At 60.7% G+C, this 21,313-nt stretch carries 18 protein-coding genes; 7 read left to right on the forward strand and 11 right to left on the reverse strand.

Features of this window, described 5'->3' with window-relative positions:
- Window positions 1–21: 21 nt before the first annotated feature.
- A complete protein-coding gene (locus WNY37_RS04305; RefSeq protein WP_342972228.1) occupies window positions 22–4,767 on the reverse strand; it encodes an NAD-glutamate dehydrogenase in 4,746 nt (1,581 codons plus the stop codon).
- Window positions 4,768–4,870: 103 nt separating this feature from the next.
- The gene (locus tag WNY37_RS04310; RefSeq protein WP_342972229.1) at window positions 4,871–7,597 is read right to left on the reverse strand and encodes a M1 family metallopeptidase; all 2,727 of its coding nucleotides are present in this window, start codon (window positions 7,595–7,597) and stop codon (window positions 4,871–4,873) included.
- A gap of 119 nt (window positions 7,598–7,716) precedes the next feature.
- Between WNY37_RS04310 and WNY37_RS04315 the strand changes: the two genes are divergently transcribed.
- Genes WNY37_RS04315 through mtgA form a run of 3 tightly spaced genes read left to right on the forward strand, consistent with a single transcriptional unit; the run spans window position 7,717 to window position 10,286 of the window.
- A complete protein-coding gene (locus WNY37_RS04315; RefSeq protein ID WP_342972230.1) occupies window positions 7,717–8,391 on the forward strand; it encodes a glutathione S-transferase family protein in 675 nt (224 codons plus the stop codon).
- Window positions 8,392–9,522 carry a tRNA epoxyqueuosine(34) reductase QueG gene (gene queG, locus WNY37_RS04320; RefSeq protein ID WP_342972231.1) on the forward strand — a complete coding sequence of 377 codons (1,131 nt, stop codon included), beginning with the start codon at window positions 8,392–8,394 and terminating at the stop codon, window positions 9,520–9,522.
- Complete coding sequence (mtgA, locus tag WNY37_RS04325) at window positions 9,501–10,286, forward strand: monofunctional biosynthetic peptidoglycan transglycosylase (RefSeq protein ID WP_342972232.1); 786 nt, start codon at window positions 9,501–9,503, stop codon at window positions 10,284–10,286. Before queG ends, mtgA begins: the two co-directional genes overlap by 22 nt.
- On the opposite strand, the gene WNY37_RS04330 is transcribed toward mtgA, so the two are convergent.
- Entirely contained in the window at window positions 10,283–11,020 is a 738-nt protein-coding gene (locus WNY37_RS04330) for a hypothetical protein (protein ID WP_342972233.1), read from the reverse strand. The two genes, mtgA and WNY37_RS04330, sit on opposite strands and share 4 nt — an antisense overlap.
- Window positions 11,007–11,657 carry a hypothetical protein gene (locus tag WNY37_RS04335; protein WP_342972234.1) on the reverse strand — a complete coding sequence of 217 codons (651 nt, stop codon included), beginning with the start codon at window positions 11,655–11,657 and terminating at the stop codon, window positions 11,007–11,009. The genes WNY37_RS04330 and WNY37_RS04335 overlap by 14 nt, the downstream gene beginning before the upstream one ends.
- A 64-nt stretch (window positions 11,658–11,721) precedes the next feature.
- Here WNY37_RS04335 and WNY37_RS04340 point away from each other — a divergent pair, with 64 nt between their 5' ends.
- Together WNY37_RS04340 and yghU are read left to right on the forward strand one after the other, a co-directional pair.
- Complete coding sequence (locus WNY37_RS04340; RefSeq protein WP_342972235.1) at window positions 11,722–12,576, forward strand: SDR family NAD(P)-dependent oxidoreductase; 855 nt, start codon at window positions 11,722–11,724, stop codon at window positions 12,574–12,576.
- 99 nt (window positions 12,577–12,675) lie between these two features.
- Window positions 12,676–13,545, forward strand: coding sequence for a glutathione-dependent disulfide-bond oxidoreductase (yghU, locus tag WNY37_RS04345; RefSeq protein ID WP_342972236.1), 870 nt, complete (start codon window positions 12,676–12,678; stop codon window positions 13,543–13,545).
- Between the two features lie 6 nt (window positions 13,546–13,551).
- On the opposite strand, the gene WNY37_RS04350 is transcribed toward yghU, so the two are convergent.
- Together WNY37_RS04350 and WNY37_RS04355 are read right to left on the reverse strand one after the other, a co-directional pair.
- Window positions 13,552–14,199 (reverse strand): hypothetical protein, encoded by a 648-nt coding sequence (locus tag WNY37_RS04350; RefSeq protein WP_342972237.1) that lies wholly within the window; start codon window positions 14,197–14,199, stop codon window positions 13,552–13,554.
- A 108-nt stretch (window positions 14,200–14,307) separates the two neighbouring features.
- Window positions 14,308–15,219: a LysR substrate-binding domain-containing protein gene (locus WNY37_RS04355; RefSeq protein WP_342972238.1), complete on the reverse strand. Its 912-nt coding sequence runs from the start codon at window positions 15,217–15,219 to the stop codon at window positions 14,308–14,310.
- Between the two features lie 94 nt (window positions 15,220–15,313).
- Here WNY37_RS04355 and WNY37_RS04360 point away from each other — a divergent pair, with 94 nt between their 5' ends.
- Window positions 15,314–15,451, forward strand: a complete 138-nt coding sequence (locus WNY37_RS04360; RefSeq protein WP_342972239.1) for a hypothetical protein — start codon at window positions 15,314–15,316, stop codon at window positions 15,449–15,451.
- A gap of 135 nt (window positions 15,452–15,586) precedes the next feature.
- Window positions 15,587–16,324: a carbonic anhydrase gene (locus WNY37_RS04365; protein WP_342972240.1), complete on the forward strand. Its 738-nt coding sequence runs from the start codon at window positions 15,587–15,589 to the stop codon at window positions 16,322–16,324.
- On the opposite strand, the gene WNY37_RS04370 is transcribed toward WNY37_RS04365, so the two are convergent.
- The 5 genes from WNY37_RS04370 to WNY37_RS04390 are packed head-to-tail and all read right to left on the reverse strand — an operon-like array spanning window position 16,282 to window position 21,303.
- Window positions 16,282–17,514 carry an MFS transporter gene (locus WNY37_RS04370; RefSeq protein WP_342972241.1) on the reverse strand — a complete coding sequence of 411 codons (1,233 nt, stop codon included), beginning with the start codon at window positions 17,512–17,514 and terminating at the stop codon, window positions 16,282–16,284. The two genes, WNY37_RS04365 and WNY37_RS04370, sit on opposite strands and share 43 nt — an antisense overlap.
- Window positions 17,507–17,893, reverse strand: coding sequence for a VOC family protein (locus tag WNY37_RS04375; protein ID WP_342972242.1), 387 nt, complete (start codon window positions 17,891–17,893; stop codon window positions 17,507–17,509). The genes WNY37_RS04370 and WNY37_RS04375 overlap by 8 nt, the downstream gene beginning before the upstream one ends.
- Before the next feature lie 3 nt (window positions 17,894–17,896).
- A complete protein-coding gene (gene metH, locus WNY37_RS04380; RefSeq protein ID WP_342972243.1) occupies window positions 17,897–20,542 on the reverse strand; it encodes a methionine synthase in 2,646 nt (881 codons plus the stop codon).
- Window positions 20,543–20,743: a hypothetical protein gene (locus tag WNY37_RS04385; RefSeq protein ID WP_342972244.1), complete on the reverse strand. Its 201-nt coding sequence runs from the start codon at window positions 20,741–20,743 to the stop codon at window positions 20,543–20,545.
- Window positions 20,740–21,303, reverse strand: coding sequence for a pyridoxamine 5'-phosphate oxidase family protein (locus WNY37_RS04390; protein ID WP_342972245.1), 564 nt, complete (start codon window positions 21,301–21,303; stop codon window positions 20,740–20,742). The genes WNY37_RS04385 and WNY37_RS04390 overlap by 4 nt, the downstream gene beginning before the upstream one ends.
- Window positions 21,304–21,313: the final 10 nt, after the last annotated feature.

Here is a 21,313-nt window from a genome sequence, read left to right on the forward strand (position 1 = left end):
TCTCCTGATACCCACGATCTGCTAAGTCGACTGCGCCATGAAGTTGCGGACGGCATCGGCTGCCAGTGTGAATTGCGCGAAATTGGCTTTTGATGACGACAAGGCGTTGAGCTGTTGCACCAGTTGCTTGCGGTTGCCTTCGCGTTCGCTCAGCCAGCTGTCGGGCTCGCCGGAGCTTAGCGCCTGAGAGGCGGCATCCGCCTGGTGTCTGCGCAGGTCTTCGATCAGTCGGCGCGTGGCAAGACGTTCCCAATAGCTCGCATCGTCAAGATTGCGGGACGCTTCGGCCCGCAGGCGATCGAGGCGAAGGGCTTCGCCAATCTTCAGATAGGCTGAGAACGCATCTTCAAGATCGACGCCGGTTGAGGCGCAGATCGAAGCGAGGTCCACCCCGATCGGCAAAAGCGGCATCAGGGCGGCCCTGGCGGCCAGGTCTTCGGGGGCGCCAGCGTTTATAAGAGACTGGGTGCGCCGGCGCAGCTGGCTCAATTCGAACCCGCCAAGCGTATCGGCGAGCTTCTGGCCGAGGATTTCGAAGGCGGGCGCATAGGTATCGACGGCGTCCTGAACGCTCAGGTCGCGAGACTGTCTGTGCAGGGCCGCAATGATTTCAGCAATTGCGTCGGCGCCGAGCTGCTGAAGGTCCGTCTGGGCATCCGCGCTGATCTTGTTGTCGAGAGCGTGAATCGCCGCGCGATACTCGGCGTGTCCGAGCAGGACGCGCGCCGTTTCGAAGGCGCGGCAGATCGCGGCGTTCTCGCAATTTGTCCGTTCTCGAAGGCGCAGCAGCATCAGCGGCCCGCCAGCATCAATGAGCCTGTTCGCCAGAACGGTTGCGATGATTTCGCGGCGCAGCCGATGGGCCTGCATGGCGTCCGTGAACTTGTGCAGCTCGTCGGGGAAATAGCCGTCCAGTGTTTCGACAAACCACGGATCGTCCGGGACTTTCGACGCGATGATGTCATCGAACAGGGTAATCTTCGACCATGCCATGAGAACGGCGAGTTCCGGCCGGGTCAGCCATGATCTGGATTCGGCTCGCTCACGCATGTCCGACGTGGTCGGGAGGCCTTCAACCTGGCGATCGAGGACGCCGCGCTCCTCCAGATAGACCATGAGCCGTTCATTGGCTTCATGATCGCGCGCGGCTGTCGACTCCGCGAGCGACAAGGCGCCGGTCTGGCTGTAATTGTGCGTCAGGACATGGGCCGCAACGTCATCGGTCATCTGGGCGAGCAGCGCGTTCCGCTTGCCGGAGGGCAGTTTGCCGTTTCGCATCGCCTGCGACAGCAGGATCTTTATGTTGACCTCGTGGTCGGAGCTGTCGACGCCTGCCGAATTGTCGATTGCGTCGGTATTGATGCGCCCGCCTTTCAAGGCAAACTCGATGCGTCCAGCCTGGGTGAGGCCGAGATTGGCCCCTTCGCCAATGACTTTCGCTTTGAGCTCACGGCCATTGACGCGGATAGCGTCATTGGCGCGGTCGCCAGCGTCGCCATGTGTCTCGTGTGAGGCCTTTACGTAAGTGCCGATGCCGCCGAACCAGAGGAGTTCGCAGTCGGCCATGAGGAGGGCGTGCAGCACCTCGTCCGGGGTTGCCTCATCCTGACTGAGGCCCGTCAGCTTCTTGATCTGGTCAGTCAGAGTGATCGACTTCGCCGATCTCTCAAAGATGCCACCGCCTTCGGAAATCAGCGACTGGTCATAGTCCATCCAGGATGACCGCGGCAGATCAAACATGCGCTGGCGCTCTTCCCAAAGACGGTGCGGATCCTGCGGGTCAGGATCGATGAAGATGTGCATGTGGTTGAAGGCCGCCTGCAGCCGGATTTCCTTCGACAGGAGCATGCCATTGCCAAAGACGTCGCCCGACATGTCGCCGCATCCAATGACGGTGAACGGTTCGGTCTGGATGTCCTTGCCCATCTCGCGGAAATGGCGTTTCACCGCTTCCCAGGCGCCGCGGGCGGTGATGCCCATCTTCTTGTGGTCATAGCCTGCAGACCCGCCAGAGGCGAAGGCGTCGCCGAGCCAGAAGCCGTGCTCGAGGCTGATCTCATTGGCGATGTCGGAGAAAGTCGCCGTGCCCTTGTCGGCTGCGACGACGAGATAGGGGTCATCGCCGTCCCAGATGACAGTGTTCTCAGGGTGGTGGACGTCATGGTCAACCAGGTTGTCCGTCAGGTCGAGCAGCGAATTGATAAAGGTTCGGTAGGCGGAAATGCCGCCCTGATTACGCTCTTCACGCGTGGCATTCGCAGCGATCTGTTTGGGAAAGAATCCGCCTTTGGAGCCGACGGGCACGATAACCGCGTTCTTGACCTGCTGCGCCTTGACCAGGCCCAGAACTTCGGTTCGGAAATCGTCCCGGCGGTCGGACCAGCGAAGTCCGCCGCGAGCGACCGGGCCAAACCGGCAATGCACGCCTTCGACTTGGGGACTGGACATGAAAATTTCGCGGAATGGCTTGGGTGCCGGGAGGTCCGTGATCTCCTGGCTGGCGATCTTGAAGCTGATGAAGGGGTAAGGTGTGCCGTCTGGCTGGCGCTGCCAGAAATTGGTGCGCTGGATGGCCAGGATCAGGCGCGTGAGGCGACGAATGACGCGGTCTTCGTCGAGGGACGAGACCTCATTCAGACGCGCTTCGATTTGCTGTTGTTTAGAGAGGGCGAGCGCCATGCGCTCTGACAGGGTCTCGGGCCGGGAAGGGTCAAACCGTATCGAGAAGAGCTCAAGCAGGGCGCGCGTCAGTTTCGGATGGCGTTTCAGCGCCTCGATTTGCGTGCTGCGCGCCGGGTCGAGGCCCGTCTGGTGACGGTAGGCACAAAGCGCCCGGCAGAGGGCCGCCTCGCGCCAGTCAGCGCCAACCGACAGGACGAGGCCATTGAAGCGGTCATCTTCTGTCTGTCCCATCCAGACAGAAACAAAAGCCTCTTCGAAAAGTGAGGCAAAGGCTTCGAGGTCGAGCTCTTCGCCCGTCCCTGAGCGCATCTTGAGGGCATGGATCCAGTAGGTCGCCGGACCGTTGTCGATCGGTTTCGGGGAGGGCGTCACGGGGTAGCCGGTCTCGAAATAGACCATCAGGCCCATATTCTCGAAAACGGGAACGCAGTCAGACAGCGTGATCGCGCCGCTGCGGGAATAGATCTTCGCCCTGACCGTATCGTCATCATCTTCGATATTGCGAAAGGCGCGCATGCTGACAGGCCGTTCGCTCGTCAGCTGCCGGATTGCATCGACATCAACCAGGGCGTCATCTGGCGTGAAGGCTTCGCGGTAGCCGGCATTGAAGCCGGTGCGGAATCCGCTGGCCCGTTCGAAATCTTCGTGATGCAGGTCAAGCCCGACCAGTGCGGCGCGGAAGGCGTCCTCCCAGGTCCGGTTAAGATCGGCGACCTCCTTTTCGAGTTTCACCAGGTCCGGTTGGACGTTGCTGTCCGTCAGCTCGATCAGCAGGTGGACGCGCGCAAGTTGCGATGAATCAAAGCGGGGCTGGAACGAAATCAGCTTGCCCTTGAAGGCGTCGACAATGTGCGCGCTCATGCGCTCGCGAGACGCGGTGTTATAGGCATCCCGTGGCACGAAGACGAGCACCGACACAAAGCGGTTGAACTGGTCGCGGCGCACAAACATGCGGGTGCGGGGGCGTCCAACCAGGCTGAGCGCGCCTTTCATGAGCGGGATCAGTGTTTCGGATTTCGCCTGAAGAATTTCGTCGCGCGGCCAGGTTTCGAGAATATTGGTGAGGGCTTTATAATTGTGGCTGCCATCGATCGCGCCGGTGGCCTCCAGCACCTTCTGGACCCTGCGCCTGATCCAGGGGATTGCCCGCACGCTCTCATTGTAGGCTTCTGCCGTGTACAGGCCGAGAAAGCGGGTCTCGCCGATCACGCGGCCCTGGTCGTCGAGATGTTTGACGCCAACATAGTCGCAAAGCCCGCGGCGGTGGACGAGGCTCTTGAGCGTCGATTTGGCAACGATCAGCGGCGAAGGCTCTGACAGGAAGGAGCCGATGGCTGGCGTCAACACAAGCGGTTCTGATCCGCGGTTCAGCACATTGCGATCTTCATCGCGCAGAAGGCCAAGGTTGGAGCCTTCAACCATGATCGGCTCTTCTGGAAGCACGGTGCCGTCGGGGCCGGTCTCGAAATCGTAGCTGCGCGTTCCAAGAAATACGAAATGGTCATCGCTAAGCCATTCGAGGAACGCGACGGCCTCTTCCAGCATGCTCGGATCGGTCAGTGTGCTGCTCTTGAGGCGTTCAATTTCATTCGCCATGCGCTCCTGCATGGCGGCAAAGTCGCGAACAGCCATTGTGACGTCCCGCAAGGTCTCTTCGGCTTGCGATTTGAGCTGGCGGCATTCTGTGGCGCTCAGCGGCGGCACGTGGATCTGGATCAGGGAAAGGTCGGTGCCTGCGTCTGTCGTCAGGATCGGGTGCAGGAGGCCGCGAACCTCAAACCCGAAATCGGCGCAGAGGCCGAGCAGGGAGTCGACCAGGAAAGGTTTGTCGAGGCTGACGGCTTCCAGAACAGTGGTGCCGAGCAGTTTGCCATCGGCGCCGCGGGCATCGTGTACGCGGACAACAGAAGCATCGCCTTCAAAACCATCTGCCAGCTCTGCGATAGATGTGGCCAGCGCGTCGCTGTCCTGGGGTGATAGCGACATCAACGTGTCGTTCTCAGCCTCCGCCCGAAAGCGTTTGCGAAGCTCTTCAAGCGGCAATTTTCCCGCAGGTTTTGCGGGGTTGTGCGCTTGATCGGGCATGGCGGAATCCTGTTTGTCTGGACGTTCCCGCTTGTACCCCGAGCCGTCCCTTGCGGCAATTGCCCTCCGCACGTTGCAGGTGCGAAGGGCAAGCGCATTTTGACTATTTTTCGGCGATCGCTGCCCTCAGTTCGTTCAGCTTTTCAGCGCGGAAGGCGCTGCACAATTCGGCGCCTTCACTGCCCTGGGCGAGGGATCGTTCATAGCCTGGTATGGCGGAGGCTTTCTCGCGGAAGAAGGCTGTGCCTTCGGCGAGCTTGTCTGCATCACAGAAGTTCTGCACCACACTGGCGGTCTGCGGTTTGCGAATTTCCGGCGTGCGGGCGATGAAATTGTCGAAGCTCGCCTGATACACGCCCCATGCCGTGTCCCAGTTCGCCTGGTTTGCGAGAGAGACCTGCATGACGGACCAGGTTTCCTGACCCTGCCAGTCGCTGCCCTGCATCTCTTTCATGAGATCAGCCAGTTCGCTCTCGTCAGCATTACGGGCGATGGTTTGCAGGATGATGCGGCGCTCATACTGGTTCTCATCGTTGCGAGCATATTCCAGAGCGGCTTCATAGAAGTCGCGTCCGCCCAGTTTTGTGCCCCAGGTAATTGCGGGCGTCAGCGTATCGGCGTCGACCGCATCCGGGTCCGGCTCACCGTCTACACCGACAAAGGCGGCGGCGCGATCGGCGAGCGCTTCGCGTTCAGCCTCCATATTGCCCATGGTGAGGAGTGCGGCGTACAGGCTTTGCTGTAGCAATTCTTCTCCCTGGCTGAGCGAGCCCGCGCGCGCCTTCAGGTCCTCATAAACCGGACCGTAGGTTGCCTGTGCCCAGTCGCGCATCGCGTCCTGGTCTTCTGCAGGCAGCGCTTCGAAGTAACCCTTCGCCGTCGAAACGGAGAGATTGGCGACATCCCACTCAGCGGTTGCGGATGCTTCCAGCGCGTTCAGAACGGCTGCTGCGGGTGCATCGCCCGCGCGGAAAGCCGCGTTGATCGAGTCAATGAAAGCCAGTTTTTGAGGCGGTGTGAGCGCGTCGAACTGTTCGGTGAGCGAGGCCCAGTCTTCATTTGAAAGAGAAAAGCGCCAATAGCCGCCTGATGCATTCGGCATGACCCAGTCCGCGCAGGCGCCGTCCAGCGGGATTTCAGTTGTCTTATCAGTCAGCATCTCGCGGACAACTGTGTCGCCGGCCGGGCTGGCGATACGGATCGCGAAGGGCACCTGCCAGGTCGATGCATCTGCGTCGATTTTCGACCCGAGGGGCGCGTAACGCGACTGGGTGACGGTAATCAGGCCGGCGTCTTCGGCTTCGCAGCTCGTTTCGACGTTGAGGTATGGGATGCCCGGCTGGAAGATGAAGCTGCGGAAGCTGTCGACTACGCCGGTGTCACCACTGCCATCGGCGACCGACGTCATGAAGTCTTCCACGTCTGCGGCGTCGTCCTCGAAGCGCTTCATGTGGACGCGTATGCCTTCACGGAAGGCATCTTCGCCGAGATAGCTTTCGAACATCGACAGCACATGGCCGCCTTTGCGATATGTGATCCCGTCAAAGGCATCATTGATGTCGGCATTGCGTTCGATCGGGTTACGGATCTGCCTTGCGTTCAGCAGGCTGTCAGCCGCCATCACACCGAGGCCGCCACGTTGCGATGCGCGGTCATAGCCCTGATCGGGATAAACCGCATTCATCGTCTTGTTGCTCATCCAGGTCGCGAAGGCTTCGTTCAGCCAGATATCATCCCACCATTTCGGAGTGACGAGATTGCCAAACCATTGGTGGGCGAGTTCGTGCGCGTGCGTGCCGAGGACCCCGCGGCGGCGGTTGAGAGAGGTGCGGTCCGAGATGAGCAGGGCGCTTTCGCGGTAGATGATCGCGCCGGCATTCTCCATCGCGCCATAGGCAAAGTCCGGCACGGCGATGATGTCGAGCTTGGCGTACGGATAGGGGTAGTTGAAGTACTGCTCCTGATAGCCGACGAAATCGTCGGTCACGTCCATCGCTATCTTGAGCTGGTCGCCCTTGCCGGCGGGTGCAAATCCGCGGAAGGGTACAGGCGTGGCGCGAAGCGTGTTGGCGGGCAGGGCAGTGCCTTCGCGCATGTCATACGGTCCGACGGCCAGCGCGACCAGATAGGACTGGATGGGGCGGGTCGGGGCGAAAGTGTGTTTGACCAGACCATCGTCGAGCTGGCTTGTCCCGGTCAGCGGTGCGTTGGCGATCACCTGATTGCCTTGCGGGGCAGTGACGGTCAGCGTCCATGGTGTTTTGAAACGTGGCTCGTCGAAGCCGGGGAACATCCGGCGGGCATCGATCGGCTCCATCTGCGTTGCCAGGTATGGCCGACCATTCTGCGTGGCCTTGTAAAGCCCGGCGAGACCGAAATTGTAGGGGGCGCGGTAGTCGATGACGAGCGTCGAATTGCCGGCAGGGACCGGTTCCTCGAAATCGATCTTGGAGACGCCGCCATCGGCCAGGCTGCCTTCAAAGGTCCCTTCAATCTCGGTGCCGTCTTCGAGGCGGACATAGGCGCGCTCAATGGTCTGGTCGAGGGAATGGAGCCAGATGCGAAGATGCGGCGCAGACAGGCGGATCTTGATTGCGGCGGTGCCGGTAAAGCCTGCTTCTGCCGGGTCGGTGACGAGATCCAGGCTGTAGGCTGTCGGGATAACAGTGTCGGGGAGCTGACCGGCTGGCGGCGTTTCGAGCTTGATCGGTTCAATTTTTTCGCTGGTGGTGTCGGTCTCTGTCGGGCCTGGATTCGGGCCGCAGGCTGAAAGAAGCGCGATGCTGGCTGCGCCAGCGAAGATGGTTGTTTTGAACCTGTTAAGCGTCATGAGGGATTCTCCAGGAGGACATGTTGCGGGCCGCATCAAACATGGTTGGCAAGAATACGCAAAAACCTTGTGCTGTTGTGGTCGCTATCGGGTGAATTCGGCCTTATAGGTGTGAATATATGAAACGGCTGTGGCATTGGCCAATCGATCCTCTGGCAAGAACGGTGCGTCTCGTCCTCGGCGAGAAGGGCTGCCGGTATCAGGAATGTATTGCGGCGCCGTGGTCCCTGCCGGATGAGTTGATCGAGATGGCCCCCGGCGCAATCGCGCCTGCGCTGGTGGATACGTCCGCTGAAGTGAAGGTCACGGCGATCGGTACGCATGCAATCTGCGAGTATCTGGAAACCGCGCATGCCAATCCTCGCCTGCTGCCTTTTGTCGCCAATGAATGTGCTGAAGCCAGGCGGCTCTGGCGGTGGAGCGAGGACAGTTTCGCAGAGGTAAATGCCACCCTGCTGACCGAACGCGTCAACCAATGGGTACGCCGCTCGAGCGAAACCAATACCGCATCTCTGCGGACAGGGGTTCATGCGCTGAAAAGCAAGATGACGTTCTTGAATGGCCTTGCCGAGACGCGAGCATACATGGCGGGGCGAGCGCTCACCATGGCGGACCTGTCTATTGCGGCGCACCTCTCGGCCTATGATTATTTCGGCGACGTGCCCTGGGATCTCACGCCTGATCTGAAAGCCTGGTATTCGAAGATAAAGTCGCGGCCGAGTTTTCGCCCGCTGCTTGGGGACAAGGTCGACGGCACGCGTCCGGCCAAGCATTATGCTGATCTGGATTTCTAGATGGCGGACACGCGCAACAGCCTCGAAGCGCGGCTGAAACAGGCCGCGCTCGATCTCGGGTTTTCCGATTGCAGGATTTGCCGGGCCGATACGCCCTGGCAGGCTGGTCAGCGGCTTGAGCATTTCGTTTCGGAAGGCCGGCATGGCGACATGGATTGGATGGAGGCGACGCTGGAGCGTCGCAAGGCGCCGACCGCCATGTGGGGGGATGCAAAATCCGCGATCATGCTGGCCGTCAATTACGGTCCTGACAGTGATCCGCTGGAGCAATTGGCGCTAAGGTCTCACGGCAATATCTCCGTCTATGCGCGAGGCGGCGACTATCACGATCTCATCAAGAAGCGGTTGAAACAGCTGGCGCGGAGCTTTGTCGAGCTGAGCGGCGAAGAGGTGAAGGTCTTCGTCGATACCGCGCCGCTCATGGAGAAGCCGCTAGCGGCAAAGGCCGGGCTGGGCTGGCAAGGCAAGCATACAAACCTTGTCAGCCGCGAACTGGGTAGCTGGTTCTTTCTCGGCGCAATCCTGACGACGGCGGACCTTGCGCCCGACGAGGCCGAATCCGACCATTGCGGGTCCTGCCGCGCCTGTCTCGATATCTGCCCGACGAAGGCGTTTCCGGCGCCCTATCAGCTCGATGCGCGGCGCTGCATATCTTACCTGACGATCGAGCATTCCGGGCCTATCCCCGTCGAATTTCGCGAGGCGATGGGAAACCGGATCTATGGCTGCGATGATTGTCTGGCGGTTTGTCCGTGGAACAAGTTTGCCAGCCGATCCTCCGAGCAAAAGCTCTGGGCGCGGGCGGAATTGAAGTTGCCGGAACTTGCGGATCTGGCGGCGCTCGATGACGCCGCGTTCCGCGACGTGTTCTCCGGATCACCCGTCAAGCGGACCGGGCGGAACCGGATGCTGCGAAACGTGCTTATTGCGATAGGCAATAGCGGTGAGGCTGATCTGGTTGAACGGTCCGTGCTGCCTCATCTGGAAGATGAGGATCCGATTGTGCGCGGCGCTGCAGTCTGGGCGCTCGCCTGCCTTGATAAGGCCCGGTTTGCCGCCGAAAGAGACGCGCGCGCCGCGGATGAAACCGATGATGAGGTAAAAGCCGAATGGGCCCTGATGCCAGTCTAGAGAGTGATCGACCGCCGACTCTGGAGCCTCCGGGCGACAAGCCGGGCGCCTTGGCGATGGCCGGGCGCTGGATCTGGCGCATCATCAAGCTGGCGCTGCTCCTCTTCGTGCTCGCCCATGTCTATGCCCTGGCGCTGAAATGGGTGCCGGTCCCAGGCTCGATCACCATGGTGGAGCGCACGCTGGGCGGCGACGAGTTCCGCCGCATCATCATGCCAATCGACCGTATTTCTCCCAATCTGGTGACGGCGGTGATCGCTGCGGAGGATTCCCGGTTCTGTGAGCATGACGGCATCGACTTCGAAGCGGTTCAGAAAGCCGTTGAGGAACGCGAGCGGGGCGGGCGCCTGCGCGGGGCCTCTACAATCACGCAGCAGACAGCCAAGAATGTCTTCTTCTGGAATGGCGGCGGCTATGTCCGCAAAGGCGGCGAAGCCTGGTTTGCGCTGTTCATTGACGGCATGTGGGGCAAGCGCCGCGTGATGGAGAATTATCTCAACACGATCGAATGGGGCGACGGCATCTTCGGCGCAGAAGCCGCCGCTCGTATCCGGTTCGGCAAGCGTGCGGCCGATTTGAGCGAGCGTGAGGCGGCGCTGCTCGCGGCCGTCCTGCCCAATCCGCACAAATGGCGCGTTGATCCGCCCGGGCCTTATGTCAGCCAGCGGGCTGGGACGTTGCAGGCGCGCATGCGGGTGGTTGCCAATGAAGGCCTCGATGACTGCGTGCTCGACCCTGAGAAATCGGCGGCGCGACAGCCCTAGCCGCACTCCGGTTTCGCGCTGTTTGCGCTGAGGCTGCCAACCATGCTGGCCGCGCCCTGAAGGTACGGATTGTCGGTCGGCACGAAGACGTCATTAATGACGCCGTCATTCGGCGGGCAGCCTTCGGCGAGAATGCGGGCGAGGGCGAGGTCGGGCTGCTGAAGCTCGAAATCGGCCCACGCCTTCGATTTCATATCGGGCTCCTCGGCAAAGGCTGGCTTTGTGACCGGTGTGACTGCGTCGCCAATGCTGTCGCAATCTGCAGGACGGTCCGCGCCGAGCCGATTGCACCGAAACGCTTTGAGCGCCGTGACGGCTTGTTGTGTTGGTTCGCGTATCGTCGGCGTCATGTCCGCCGCGTCGTTATCGGGGCCAGGTTCCGGCATGTTGGCGTCGGCCACTTCTCCTGGCGCTGCAACAATGGGCGACTGGAGCGTCGGGCGATCGATTTCGGGTGATTTTGGTTCGGGCGGCGCTGGAGCGGAGGGCGCAGGCGCTGGCGCGATTGTTTCGGGTGGAGGAACCGGTTCAGGTTCAGGCTCAACCTTGTCTGGTATTTCAATCAGCGTAACCGGGACAATGACGGCGAGGTCGCTTTGCCGCGCATGGCCGGACATCAAGCCAAGAAGGCCGAGGAGGGGCAGGTTTACGCCAAAGAGCGAAACGAGCAGCGGCCAGGAATGGCGGAGTCGCGTCCCGCTTTGGCGGCGGTCGGCTGCCTTATTGTCCTGCAAGCCTTTTCGCTTCCCGGATGTCACCGCGAAGGACCAGCGTTTCGATATTCTTGCCATCGATCAGAAGGGCTCGGTTGAGATCGGCCTCAGCCTGGTCGAGATTGTCGAGTTCAAGATGAGTGCGGCTGCGCAATTGAAGCGCGGACAGATTGTTCGGGATCTTTTCCAGTGCGAAATCGAGGTCGTCCAGGGCCGGTTCCCAGCGCTCCAGCATCAGCTTGGCCGAAGCGCGGTCCACGCGAATCTCCGGATCGTCCTGAGCAATCTTGACGGCGTTGTCGAGCGTCACCAAGGCGGCTTCGGGATATCCCGCTGTCAGCCACGCATTGCCCGATTGGGCGAGGTAGACCGCCCGGTCTTCCAGACCGCCAGCATCTGGCGCGTTGGCCAGCTCTTCAAGCCGGGCGGCGCCTTCCTTGTAATTGCCCATGGCGATGATCGCGAGCGCGTTGCAATAGCGGGCAGCAGGCCGGCCGCCTTCGCCGAGCCAAGCCAGACTTTCCTCGAATGCGGCTTCCGGGTCTTCCTCGGTCAGCCGGATGCATTCATTGAGGCGCACCTGTTCGGCGCCCTTGATGTCGGTGACGGCGGACTGGCTCATGGGCAAGATACCAATCGCGATGGCAAGCAGGCTCATCCTTTAAAAACCCCTCGAAAACTCTACACATATTAGCGGTAGAGAGAGGTTCTGGCATATTCAAATGACAGATCAGTCACGCAAACTGTTTTTGATCGGGCCTGGTTACTCGGCCAGCCGGCTGGCGGCGCTTTGCCTCGAAGCCGGTGAGTGGGAGGTGTATGGCACGGCGCGGTCAGCGGACAAGGCGGCGGCGCTCGAGGAGGATGGCCTCAAGAGCGTGCTCGTCGGCGATAAAGGTGCGATCGAATTCGCGGCCAGGGGCGCCCACTGGGTTGTATCGACGCCGCCGTCGGATGATGGCTGTCCCGGTTTTGGCCTGGCAGGGGAATTCGCCCAGAGCGCGGCTTCGATCACCTATCTCTCGACAACTGGTGTGTATGGCGACCTGCAGGGCGGCTGGGCATTTGAATGGTTACCGGTCAGCCCCGGATCGAAGCGTGGGGAGAGGCGCGTTCTTGCAGAAAGCCAGTGGTTTGGCGCGAGGCCGGATGTGCGGCTGGTTCGCTTGCCGGGCATTTACGGGCCGGGGCGATCGCAGCTCGACAAGGTCCGCAGCGGTGATGCGGAGCAGATCATCAAGCAGGGCCAGGTGTTTTCCCGCATCCATGTTGACGATCTCGCCGGCGGGCTGAAGGCGCTCATCGACAGGCCTGGGCTGTCTGGCGCGTTCAATCTTTGTGACGATGAGCCGGCTCCGCCTCAGGATGTGATGGTGTTCGCGGCAGACCTTCTTGGCGCAGCGATGCCGGCCTTCGTCGATATGGAGTCCGCCGATGTCAGCGACATGGCGAAGAGCTTTTATTCAGAGTGCAAGCGCGTGCCGAATGCGAAGCTAAAGGCGGCGACCGGCTGGCGACCGGCCTATCCGACTTATCGCGAGGGCCTGCAGGCCGTCCTTGATGCTGAGAAAAGCTAATCAGAGCGATCACAAGACGTTGAGTTCATTGAACGCTGGATCGCCGATCCTTACCTTCCTGGTGCAAGATAAAGACAAACCAGAAGAATTGGACCCGTCATGAGCGACCCGACATACACCCCCCCGAAAGTCTGGACCTGGGACAAGGAGAGCGGCGGACGGTTCGCCAATATTAACCGCCCAATCGCGGGGCCGACCCATGAGAAAAAACTGCCGGTTGGCGAGCATCCCATCCAGCTCTATTCGCTCGGGACGCCGAACGGGGTCAAAGTCACGATCATGCTGGAAGAGCTTCTGGCGGCGGGGCATTCAGGGGCAGAATATGATGCCTGGCTGATCAATATCGGCGAGGGCGACCAGTTCAGCTCCGGCTATGTCGAGCTCAATCCGAACTCCAAGATTCCGGTCATGGCAGACCACTCGACCGATCCCGTCACCCGCGTCTTCGAGAGCGGCTCGATCCTCCTCTATCTTGCGGACAAGTTCGGCGCCTTCCTGCCGGAAGATCACTACAAGCGCACCGAAGCGATCAGCTGGTTGATGTGGCAGATGGGCTCTGCGCCCTATCTCGGCGGCGGCTTTGGGCACTTTTATGCCTATGCGCCGGAGAAGTACGAGTACCCGATCAATCGCTTTGCCATGGAAGTGAAGCGCCAGATGGACGTGCTCGACCGTAACCTCGCCGACCGCGAATATATGGCGGGCGACGAATACTCCATCGCCGACATGGCGATCTGGCCTTGGTATGGCGCAATGGCCAAGGGCATCATCTATGAAGCCGGCGAATTCCTGCAGGTTCAAGAGTACAAGAACGTCATCCGCTGGACCGACCAGCTTGCCGAGCGCGAAGCCGTCAAACGCGGGCGCATGGTCAACCGGACCTTTGGTGATCCCGCGAGCCAGCTACGCGAGCGCCACGACGCCAGCGACTTTGATACCAAGACGCAGGATAAGGTCGGCGAATCATAGAGCCTGCTAGGACGGAAAATCTGGCAAGTAGTTCAATACGCGGGCGGAGCTGGAGGTGCTGCGCTGTTTCAGCCTTAGCTTCCAGTTTTGTTCGGTCCGGTCTGCAAGGTCGGAAAGACCAGCCCGTCGCGCAACATAGGCAAGATCTGCTGCAGCATGGGAAGGTGCTACGGGCGACGCCTCGCACCCCCATGACTGGTGCCATCCAAACATTTGGCTCCTGAAACCACTTGAAGAATTGATCGCATCAAGATCGCGCAAAAATAGCGTTTCTGCCTTCTCGATGTGCGGTATCGCTCGCTGGCCCAGTCCAAGATCGACAGCCAGATGGGCCAACATAATGTGGGCGGCGAAAGCCCGGTAATTCTCACCATCAAACGAAGCGATGCCGCCAACAATGCCGCCCTCGCAACCCAAGAAGCATGGTTCATCAGAGCCCTCTGTGGTGATGACACCGAACTTGCGTTCGACTTGGTCGAACAGTCCCTGGATGTATTCGTCTCCAGCGCCGGCTTCAGCACTTTTCTGGATAGACATGCTTCGAACGACACTGGCGGGGTTTTGCTCGATCGAATCTTCGAGTGCAGCGGACTGACTATGGCCTTCGAATGATGCCACCAGACAGAGTAGAATTGCAGAAAAAATAACCCGCATCTGAGTAGAATAACGCAGATGAGAGACGGTTGATACTCACACGAGTCCCGCGACGCCAGCGACTTTGATACCAAGACGCAGGATAAGGTCGAGGCGGCGGAGTAGCGCTTACTTTCCGCCCAGCAGTTCGCCGGCAATATCCTTCATCAGCGCTGCCAGCGTGCGGAATTCGGGCTCCAGCGGCGAGGTTGGCCTCCAGATCAGCGAAACGTTCCGATGGCAGTCCGTGTCGTCGATCCGGCGGACGATGAAGTCCGGATCGCGGCGAGCCTCGGACAGCGCGTACAGGCTCGGCATGATGGCGTAGCCAGCGCCCATGACCGCCATCTGACGGGCGGCATCGAGGCTCGAGCCCTCATATTCAGCGCTGATTGTCGTCCCAGCGCGTCTAGCGATGTCCTGAATGAGGCGGCTGAGCCGGTGGCCGGACCCTAGCGTCAGGAAGGGACGGGCCGAGAGCTGGTCGAGGCTGACAGACTCAGATTTCGCGGCAACAAGATCTTCGGGCGAGCCGCAAACCCATAAGTCTTCGCGGAACATGATTTCGCTGCTCATCCCGCCATGCGCGTCGGCGGTCGAGATGATGACATCGAACCGGCCTTCGCGAAGTCCCTGATCGAGTTCAAGCGTATCGCATTCGCTGACTTTGAGACGGAGTTCGGGAAATCGCTCATGCAGACGTCGCGTGACAGCAGGTAGGAGATAAGGCCCGATGGACGGCAGGACGCCCAGTCTTATACGGCCAGCCATCGTGTTGTGCGCGCCGAGGGCCAGCGTCTTCAGCTCTTCAACATCGTTCAGAATCCGGCGCGCCATGCGAACGATGTCCTCGCCGATTGGCGTTACTGTCGCGCCTTTTCGGCCCCGCTCGAATATTGTGACACCGAGTGTCGCCTCAGCCTCGGCAAGCTGAGTCGAGAGGCTTGGCTGGCTAACATGAAGCCGGCGGGCCGCCTCATGAAAGCGGCCGCTATCGGCGATCGCAACGATATATTGAAGCTGTCTGAGGGTCGGTCTCATGATAGTTTTTGATTATCGAAAACACGATTACTTTCAATTGGAACTATCAATTGGTCAACCCACCTGTCTCCTATCACTAACAATGGAGACCAAAGTGACCAGAACCCGAAAAATCCTTCGCCGCCGGAAAATGTTCCGCAAGATGAAGAAGGATCTTCAGACCAGAATGGCGAGGGTTCATCTGACCGATGCAGGCTGGCCGGCAGGGCAAATCACCCGCTCGCCGGTTTGAGCCTGAGTGAATTGCGCGCAGCCAACGCCCCCTGAATGGCTGGCGCGAGTTGCCGGACGCCAGATCTGAATTTCCTCCCTCTCACTCACGGATCAGGCGTCCGGCCAATCTTTCAAACCCTAAAAGGAGCTCGACATGACCCAGACCCTTTCCCGCCGCGGCCTTCTCGCATCAAGCGGGGCTGCAGGACTTGCCCTGACCGGCTGCGCGACCGCGGCATCAGCACAGACGGTCGCAGCCGTTTCGCCAGCGCCCACCAAAGATGGTCGCACCACGCTGGATGCGGACGGTGCGCTGGCGTTTCTGAAAGAAGGCAATCAGGCTTTTCTGGAGGGCCGTATCAGCAATCCCGACATCAGTGCTGAGCGGAAGCTTGAGCTGGCCAAGGGACAAGCGCCGTTTTGTGCTTATGTCACCTGCTCCGACAGCCGCGTGCCGCCTGAGCTTCTTTTCGGGCGCGGCCTCGGCGAGCTCTTCATCATTCGCAATGCTGGCAACACCGTTGATACGGTCGCCATGGGGTCAATCGAATATGCGGTGGCCGAACTGGGCGTCCCGCTTGTCGTCGTGATGGGTCATGAGAGCTGCGGTGCCGTGAAGGCGGCAATGTCGGTGGTGGACTCGAACGCACGGTTCCCGGGATCCATAGGCGGCATGGTTGAACCGATCATTCCGGCAGTGCTGGAAGCGCGCGGCGCAGAGGGCGACGAGACAGAAAATGCTGTGAAGCAGAATGTCCGCCGCGTCGTGCGTAGCTTGCGAGAGGATTCAGACCCGCTGCTGCTTGAGCCGCAAAAGGCTGGAAAAGTGAAGGTTGTCGGCGCGTATTATCACCTCGACACGGGCTTCGTGGACTTCTTCGACACGGTTTGAACGGGCTCGGCCTCTCTCGAATATTCAGGCAGGACCAAGAGCGCGAGCACAGCGAGAAGCTGCAGGCCTGCACCGGCGATTGCCAGGGGCAGAAGGCCCTGGTCGATGAAGGGAGAGACCAGCGCGGTTCCTCCGGCTGCGACCGCAAATATGCCGAGGATCGTGGTTGAAGAGGCGCGGTCATCATCGCCCTTACCGGCCATGATGGCGCGCAGGAAGCCGGGCGGGCCGCGAAAGCCCAGGCCGGCATTCACCAGAACAAAAATCGGCGCTAGCCAGATCGGATCGCCGTTTCCGAACAGGGCAAAGAGCAACACAAGCACCGCGCCGGTCGCTGCCATGCCCGTGCCGAAGCTGATCATCGGCTCGGGGCCGAAACGTTTGACCAGGCTGCCGGTCGTGTTGGAGGCGATGATGAAGCAGGAAATGCCGACCACCTGCATGGTGATGAAGTGCATCATCGTGCCGCCCATCGAGTTTACGATAACCGCCGGGGCGCCAAATACGAAGACCAGCAATCCGCCGACGACCAGGGCCTGACTGAGGCCGTAGCGCATGAAGACGGGCGAGGCCATCAGACGCCAATAGGACCCCTTGCCGCGTGCGCTGTCCTTCGACGGTGGAAGAATGCCGCCCCATGCGATGAAGACGACGGAAAGAACAATGGCGAGCGCTGCGGTCACAAAGAAAGGAAGCTTCCAGCCGCCTTGCTGGACGAGCCAAAGCCCAGCGATTGGCGCGCCTGCCGGGGTCAGGCTTTCAATACTGGAGAGCGCACCAATGGCGCGCGTGGCGCCCTGCTCGGAAAACAGCGCCCGGATGATCCCCGGCGCAAACACGGCTGGCGCGGCCGAGGCGAGGCCCTGAACAAACCGCACGGCCAGCAGGGACAACATGTCCGGCGACAGGGTCGCCAGCCCAGACAGGAGGCCATAGGCCAGCAAGGCGAGAACCAGACAGCGGCGGCGACCAAAACGCTCGCCCAGCACGCCGAACAGGATGAGCCCTGTCCCAGAACCGGCAACGTAGGACGCGATGACGAGCTGCGCGGTTTCCTCGCTGCCGGGCAGATGCTCGTGCAGCGTGGGAACCGCAGGCAGCACAAGGTCTATACCAGCGATGCCGAGCACCGTTCCGAGTACGATCAGGACGCAGGCGAGAACGGGGTAGGGGGACGCCTTTTCAGTCACGCGCAGGCTCGATCAGGTCCCACTTGTTGCCGAACGGGTCCTGGAAAACGACGACCTTTCCATAGGTTTCAGACCGCGGAGATTCCAGAAATCTGACGCCAGATTTGAGGTACAATGCGTACGCCCCCTCGAAGTCATCGACGTTCAGGAAGAAGCCGACCCGGCCACCGGTCTGATTGCCGATGGTGGCCCGTTCGGCGTCGTTCTTCGGCTCCGCGAGAAGGATGGCTGTTTCAGCGCCTGGGGGCGCGACACGCACCCAGCGCTTGGTGTCGCTGAGCTTCGTGTCTTCGAGTAGCGCGAAACCTAATACGCTGACATAGAAATCGATCGCCTTGTCATAGTCAGGGACGACCAGCGTAAAGGCTGCAATCTTCATGGGTCAGGCCGCCTCTCCCTCAACCGCGAACGGGTCGTAATTGAGGATCGGGGCGAGCCAGCGTTCGGCCGTGCGCTGGTCCCAGCCCTTGCGGGCGGCATAGTCGGCGACCTGGTCGCGCTCGATGCGACCGACGGCGAAATAGGCGCTTTCAGGGTGGGCAAAGTAGAGGCCTGAGACCGATGGCGCCGGGCTCATCGCGAAGCTGGTTGTCAGCGACACGCCGATTTCCTTTTCCGCGTCGAGCAGCTTGAAGATCAGCTCTTTCTCTGTGTGGTCGGGCTGGGCCGGATAGCCGGGGGCCGGGCGGATGCCGCGATACTTTTCCTTGACGAGATCATCATTGTCGAAGGCCTCGTCTGGATCATAGCCCCAAAGCTCCTTGCGGACTTTCTCGTGCATGTATTCGGCCATGGCTTCGGCGAACCGGTCAGCGAGCGCCTGGACCATGATGGCAGAATAATCGTCGCCCTTGGACTGGAAGTCCTTGGCGATGGCGTCGGCTTCGGGGCCGGAGGTGACGCAGAATGCGCCGATATGATCGCCGGACTCAGCCAGCAAGTCGGCGAGGGCAAGGTTTGGCCGCTGATTGGTCTTCACCATCTGCTGGCGCAGCGTGTGCAGCGTCTCGCCGGTTTCGAGTTTGATGTCGTCGCCGTCGCGGTGCGCTTCCCAGAAGCCGACCACGGCCTTGGGGCTCAGCCAGGCTTCGCCGACGAGGCGCTGCATCATGGCCTGTGTGTCGCGCCAAAGGTCTGATGCGGCCTCGCCGATCACCTTGTCTTCAAGGATTTGCGGATAGCGCCCGGCAAGGTCCCAGCTTGCAAAATAGGGGGTCCAGTCGATGTAGCGGGCGAGGTCTGCGAGATCGAAATCAGTAAAGGCGCGTTTGCCGGTGAAGGTCGGGGGTGGGGCGGAGGCCTCTGTGGCTGTAAAGCCTTTGGCGCGCGCTTCGGCGATCGGCAGGCGCGGGGTTGGCGGGCCGCCCGCGCGGCTCTCACGGATCCGGTCATAGCGTGCCTTGGTCGCGCCCCAGAGCGCGGCTCGGTCGTCGGTATTCATCAGGGCCGAAACAACGCCGACGGCCCGACTCGCATCGCTGACATGGATGACGGGCGCGGTCTTCATGGCTGGCTCGATCTTCACCGCCGTATGGGCCGGAGACGTCGTCGCGCCGCCGATGAGGAGGGGCATGTTGATGCCCTGGCGCTGCATCTCTGCGGCGACGAACACCATCTCGTCGAGCGACGGCGTAATGAGGCCGGACAGGCCGATCATGTCGGCTTTTTCCTTGATTGCGGTCTCGAGAATGGTCTCGGCGGGAACCATGACGCCAAGGTCGACAATGTCATAGCCATTACAGCCGAGCACGACGCCGACAATGTTCTTGCCGATATCGTGGACATCGCCCTTCACCGTGGCGAGGACGACCTTGCCGTTCGACTCGTCGACCGTGCCGAGCTCTTCCTTTTCCTTCTCCATGAAGGGGGTGAGGTGGGCGACGGCTGCCTTCATCACGCGCGCCGATTTAACGACCTGGGGGAGGAACATCTTGCCGGCGCCGAAGAGGTCGCCGACGACATTCATGCCGTCCATCAGCGGGCCTTCGATGACATGCAGCGGGCGTTCGACGGATTGGCGGGCTTCCTCGGTGTCTTCGGTGATGAATTCGGTGATGCCGTGGACGAGGGCGTGTTCCAGCCGCTTGCCGACAGGCAGTTCGCGCCATCTGGTATCCTTTTCCTGCACCTTTCCCTTCTGGCCACGGTAGCCCTCGGCGATGTCGACCAGCCGTTCAGTGGCGTCATCGCGGCGGTTCAGGATCACATCCTCGACAGCCTCCCGCAGGCCTGGGTCGATATCGTCATAGATGTCGAGCTGACCGGCATTGACGATCGCCATGTCGAGGCCGGCTGGAATGGCGTGGTAGAGGAAGACCGAGTGCATGGCGCGGCGGACAGGCTCATTGCCCCGGAAGCTGAACGAGACATTGGAAAGCCCGCCGGAGACATGGCAGCCCGGCAGGTTTGAGCGGATGCGTTTCGTCGCCTCGATGAAGTCGACGGCGTAATTATTGTGCTCGTCAATGCCGGTGGCGACGGCGAAAATGTTCGGGTCGAAGATGATATCTTCCGCTGGGAAACCGACCTTTTCGGTGAGCAGCTTGTAGGCGCGCTCACAAATTTCGTATTTGCGCTCGGCGGTGTCGGCCTGGCCGACTTCGTCAAACGCCATGACGACGGTTGCCGCGCCATAGGACATGACCTTACGGGCCTGCGCGAGGAAGGCCTCTTCGCCTTCTTTCAGTGAGATGGAATTGACCACCGCCTTGCCCTGCACGCATTTGAGGCCCGCCTCGATGACATCCCATTTGGAGCTGTCGACCATGACAGGCACGCGGGCGATATCCGGTTCGGCGGCAATCAGGTTCAGGAAGGTGGTCATGGCCTCGGCACCGTCGAGCATGCCTTCGTCCATGTTCACATCGATGATCTGCGCGCCATTCTCGACCTGTTGGCGCGCGACCTCGACGGCGGCCGGATAATCTCCGGCCTTGATGAGGTTACGGAATTTTGCCGAGCCGGTAACGTTGGTCCGCTCACCGATATTGATGAATGTGGCAGTGGATACTTGTGCGGTGTCAGACATTTAGTCCGGATCTCCGGGAGTTTTGAAGCGGACATAGCCAAGTGGCAGTCCGACGAGAAAGAAAGTCATCGCTGCGCCGATGCCTGCACAAATGCTGGCGGGAAGGGCACCGAGGCCAAATGCCGATGCGAGCATGCGGACAAGGGCGTAGGCGACGATTGCGGCAATAACGCCGAGGCCGAATTTAAGGGCTGAACTCATGATGATGTCTCCGATTTGATACCGGGCAGGCCGTCTATGCTGGTTGCATTGCCTTCGCGCCAGCGTTGTTCCCATGTCCGTCCATCGGTGCGTGGGTTGTCGGCATAACGCCTGAGTTGCTCTCGCTCGCCCTTGAAGTCGTAGAAGGGCACACCCCAGCCGCAGCTGTCAGAGATGCGGTCGAGCTTCACGGTCACGATGGCGCGGGCCTTGTCGAAGGCCGGGAAGAGCTTGAGCAGGTCTGGAAAGCGCGGATCGTCGAACTGGACCGCTTCGCCCTTGCCATAGAGGCGGACGATATTGGCCGCGCCCTCGAAAGCGCAGAACATGATGGTGATCCGGCCATTTTCCTTCAGATGCGCCATCGTCTCGATACCAGAGCCGCCAAGGTCGAGCCAGGCGACCGTCTCCTCATCGATGACGACGAAACTGTCATAGCCCTTCGGGCTGACATTGACGTGGCCATCATCTGCAAGCGGTGCAGTGGCGACGAAGAACATCTTCTGCGCACTGATGAAGTCGATCAGCCTGTCGTTCAGTTTGTCATACGTCTTGCCCATGTCGTTCCCC

This window comes from Henriciella sp. AS95 (assembly GCF_038900055.1).
Classification (GTDB): Bacteria; Pseudomonadota; Alphaproteobacteria; order Caulobacterales; family Hyphomonadaceae; genus Henriciella.

What these genes read in the sequence shown, in the direction of transcription:
- WNY37_RS04305 (WP_342972228.1), bottom strand. Translation starts at nt 4,767, where the DNA reads ATGCCCGATCAAGCGCACAACCCCGCAAAACCTGCGGGAAAATTGCCG.
- WNY37_RS04310 (WP_342972229.1), bottom strand. Translation starts at nt 7,597, where the DNA reads ATGACGCTTAACAGGTTCAAAACAACCATCTTCGCTGGCGCAGCCAGC.
- WNY37_RS04315 (WP_342972230.1), top strand. Translation starts at nt 7,717, where the DNA reads ATGAAACGGCTGTGGCATTGGCCAATCGATCCTCTGGCAAGAACGGTG.
- queG (WP_342972231.1), top strand. Translation starts at nt 8,392, where the DNA reads ATGGCGGACACGCGCAACAGCCTCGAAGCGCGGCTGAAACAGGCCGCG.
- mtgA (WP_342972232.1), top strand. Translation starts at nt 9,501, where the DNA reads ATGGGCCCTGATGCCAGTCTAGAGAGTGATCGACCGCCGACTCTGGAG.
- WNY37_RS04335 (WP_342972234.1), bottom strand. Translation starts at nt 11,657, where the DNA reads ATGAGCCTGCTTGCCATCGCGATTGGTATCTTGCCCATGAGCCAGTCC.
- WNY37_RS04340 (WP_342972235.1), top strand. Translation starts at nt 11,722, where the DNA reads ATGACAGATCAGTCACGCAAACTGTTTTTGATCGGGCCTGGTTACTCG.
- yghU (WP_342972236.1), top strand. Translation starts at nt 12,676, where the DNA reads ATGAGCGACCCGACATACACCCCCCCGAAAGTCTGGACCTGGGACAAG.
- WNY37_RS04350 (WP_342972237.1), bottom strand. Translation starts at nt 14,199, where the DNA reads ATGCGGGTTATTTTTTCTGCAATTCTACTCTGTCTGGTGGCATCATTC.
- WNY37_RS04355 (WP_342972238.1), bottom strand. Translation starts at nt 15,219, where the DNA reads ATGAGACCGACCCTCAGACAGCTTCAATATATCGTTGCGATCGCCGAT.
- WNY37_RS04365 (WP_342972240.1), top strand. Translation starts at nt 15,587, where the DNA reads ATGACCCAGACCCTTTCCCGCCGCGGCCTTCTCGCATCAAGCGGGGCT.
- WNY37_RS04375 (WP_342972242.1), bottom strand. Translation starts at nt 17,893, where the DNA reads ATGAAGATTGCAGCCTTTACGCTGGTCGTCCCTGACTATGACAAGGCG.
- metH (WP_342972243.1), bottom strand. Translation starts at nt 20,542, where the DNA reads ATGTCTGACACCGCACAAGTATCCACTGCCACATTCATCAATATCGGT.
- WNY37_RS04385 (WP_342972244.1), bottom strand. Translation starts at nt 20,743, where the DNA reads ATGAGTTCAGCCCTTAAATTCGGCCTCGGCGTTATTGCCGCAATCGTC.
- WNY37_RS04390 (WP_342972245.1), bottom strand. Translation starts at nt 21,303, where the DNA reads ATGGGCAAGACGTATGACAAACTGAACGACAGGCTGATCGACTTCATC.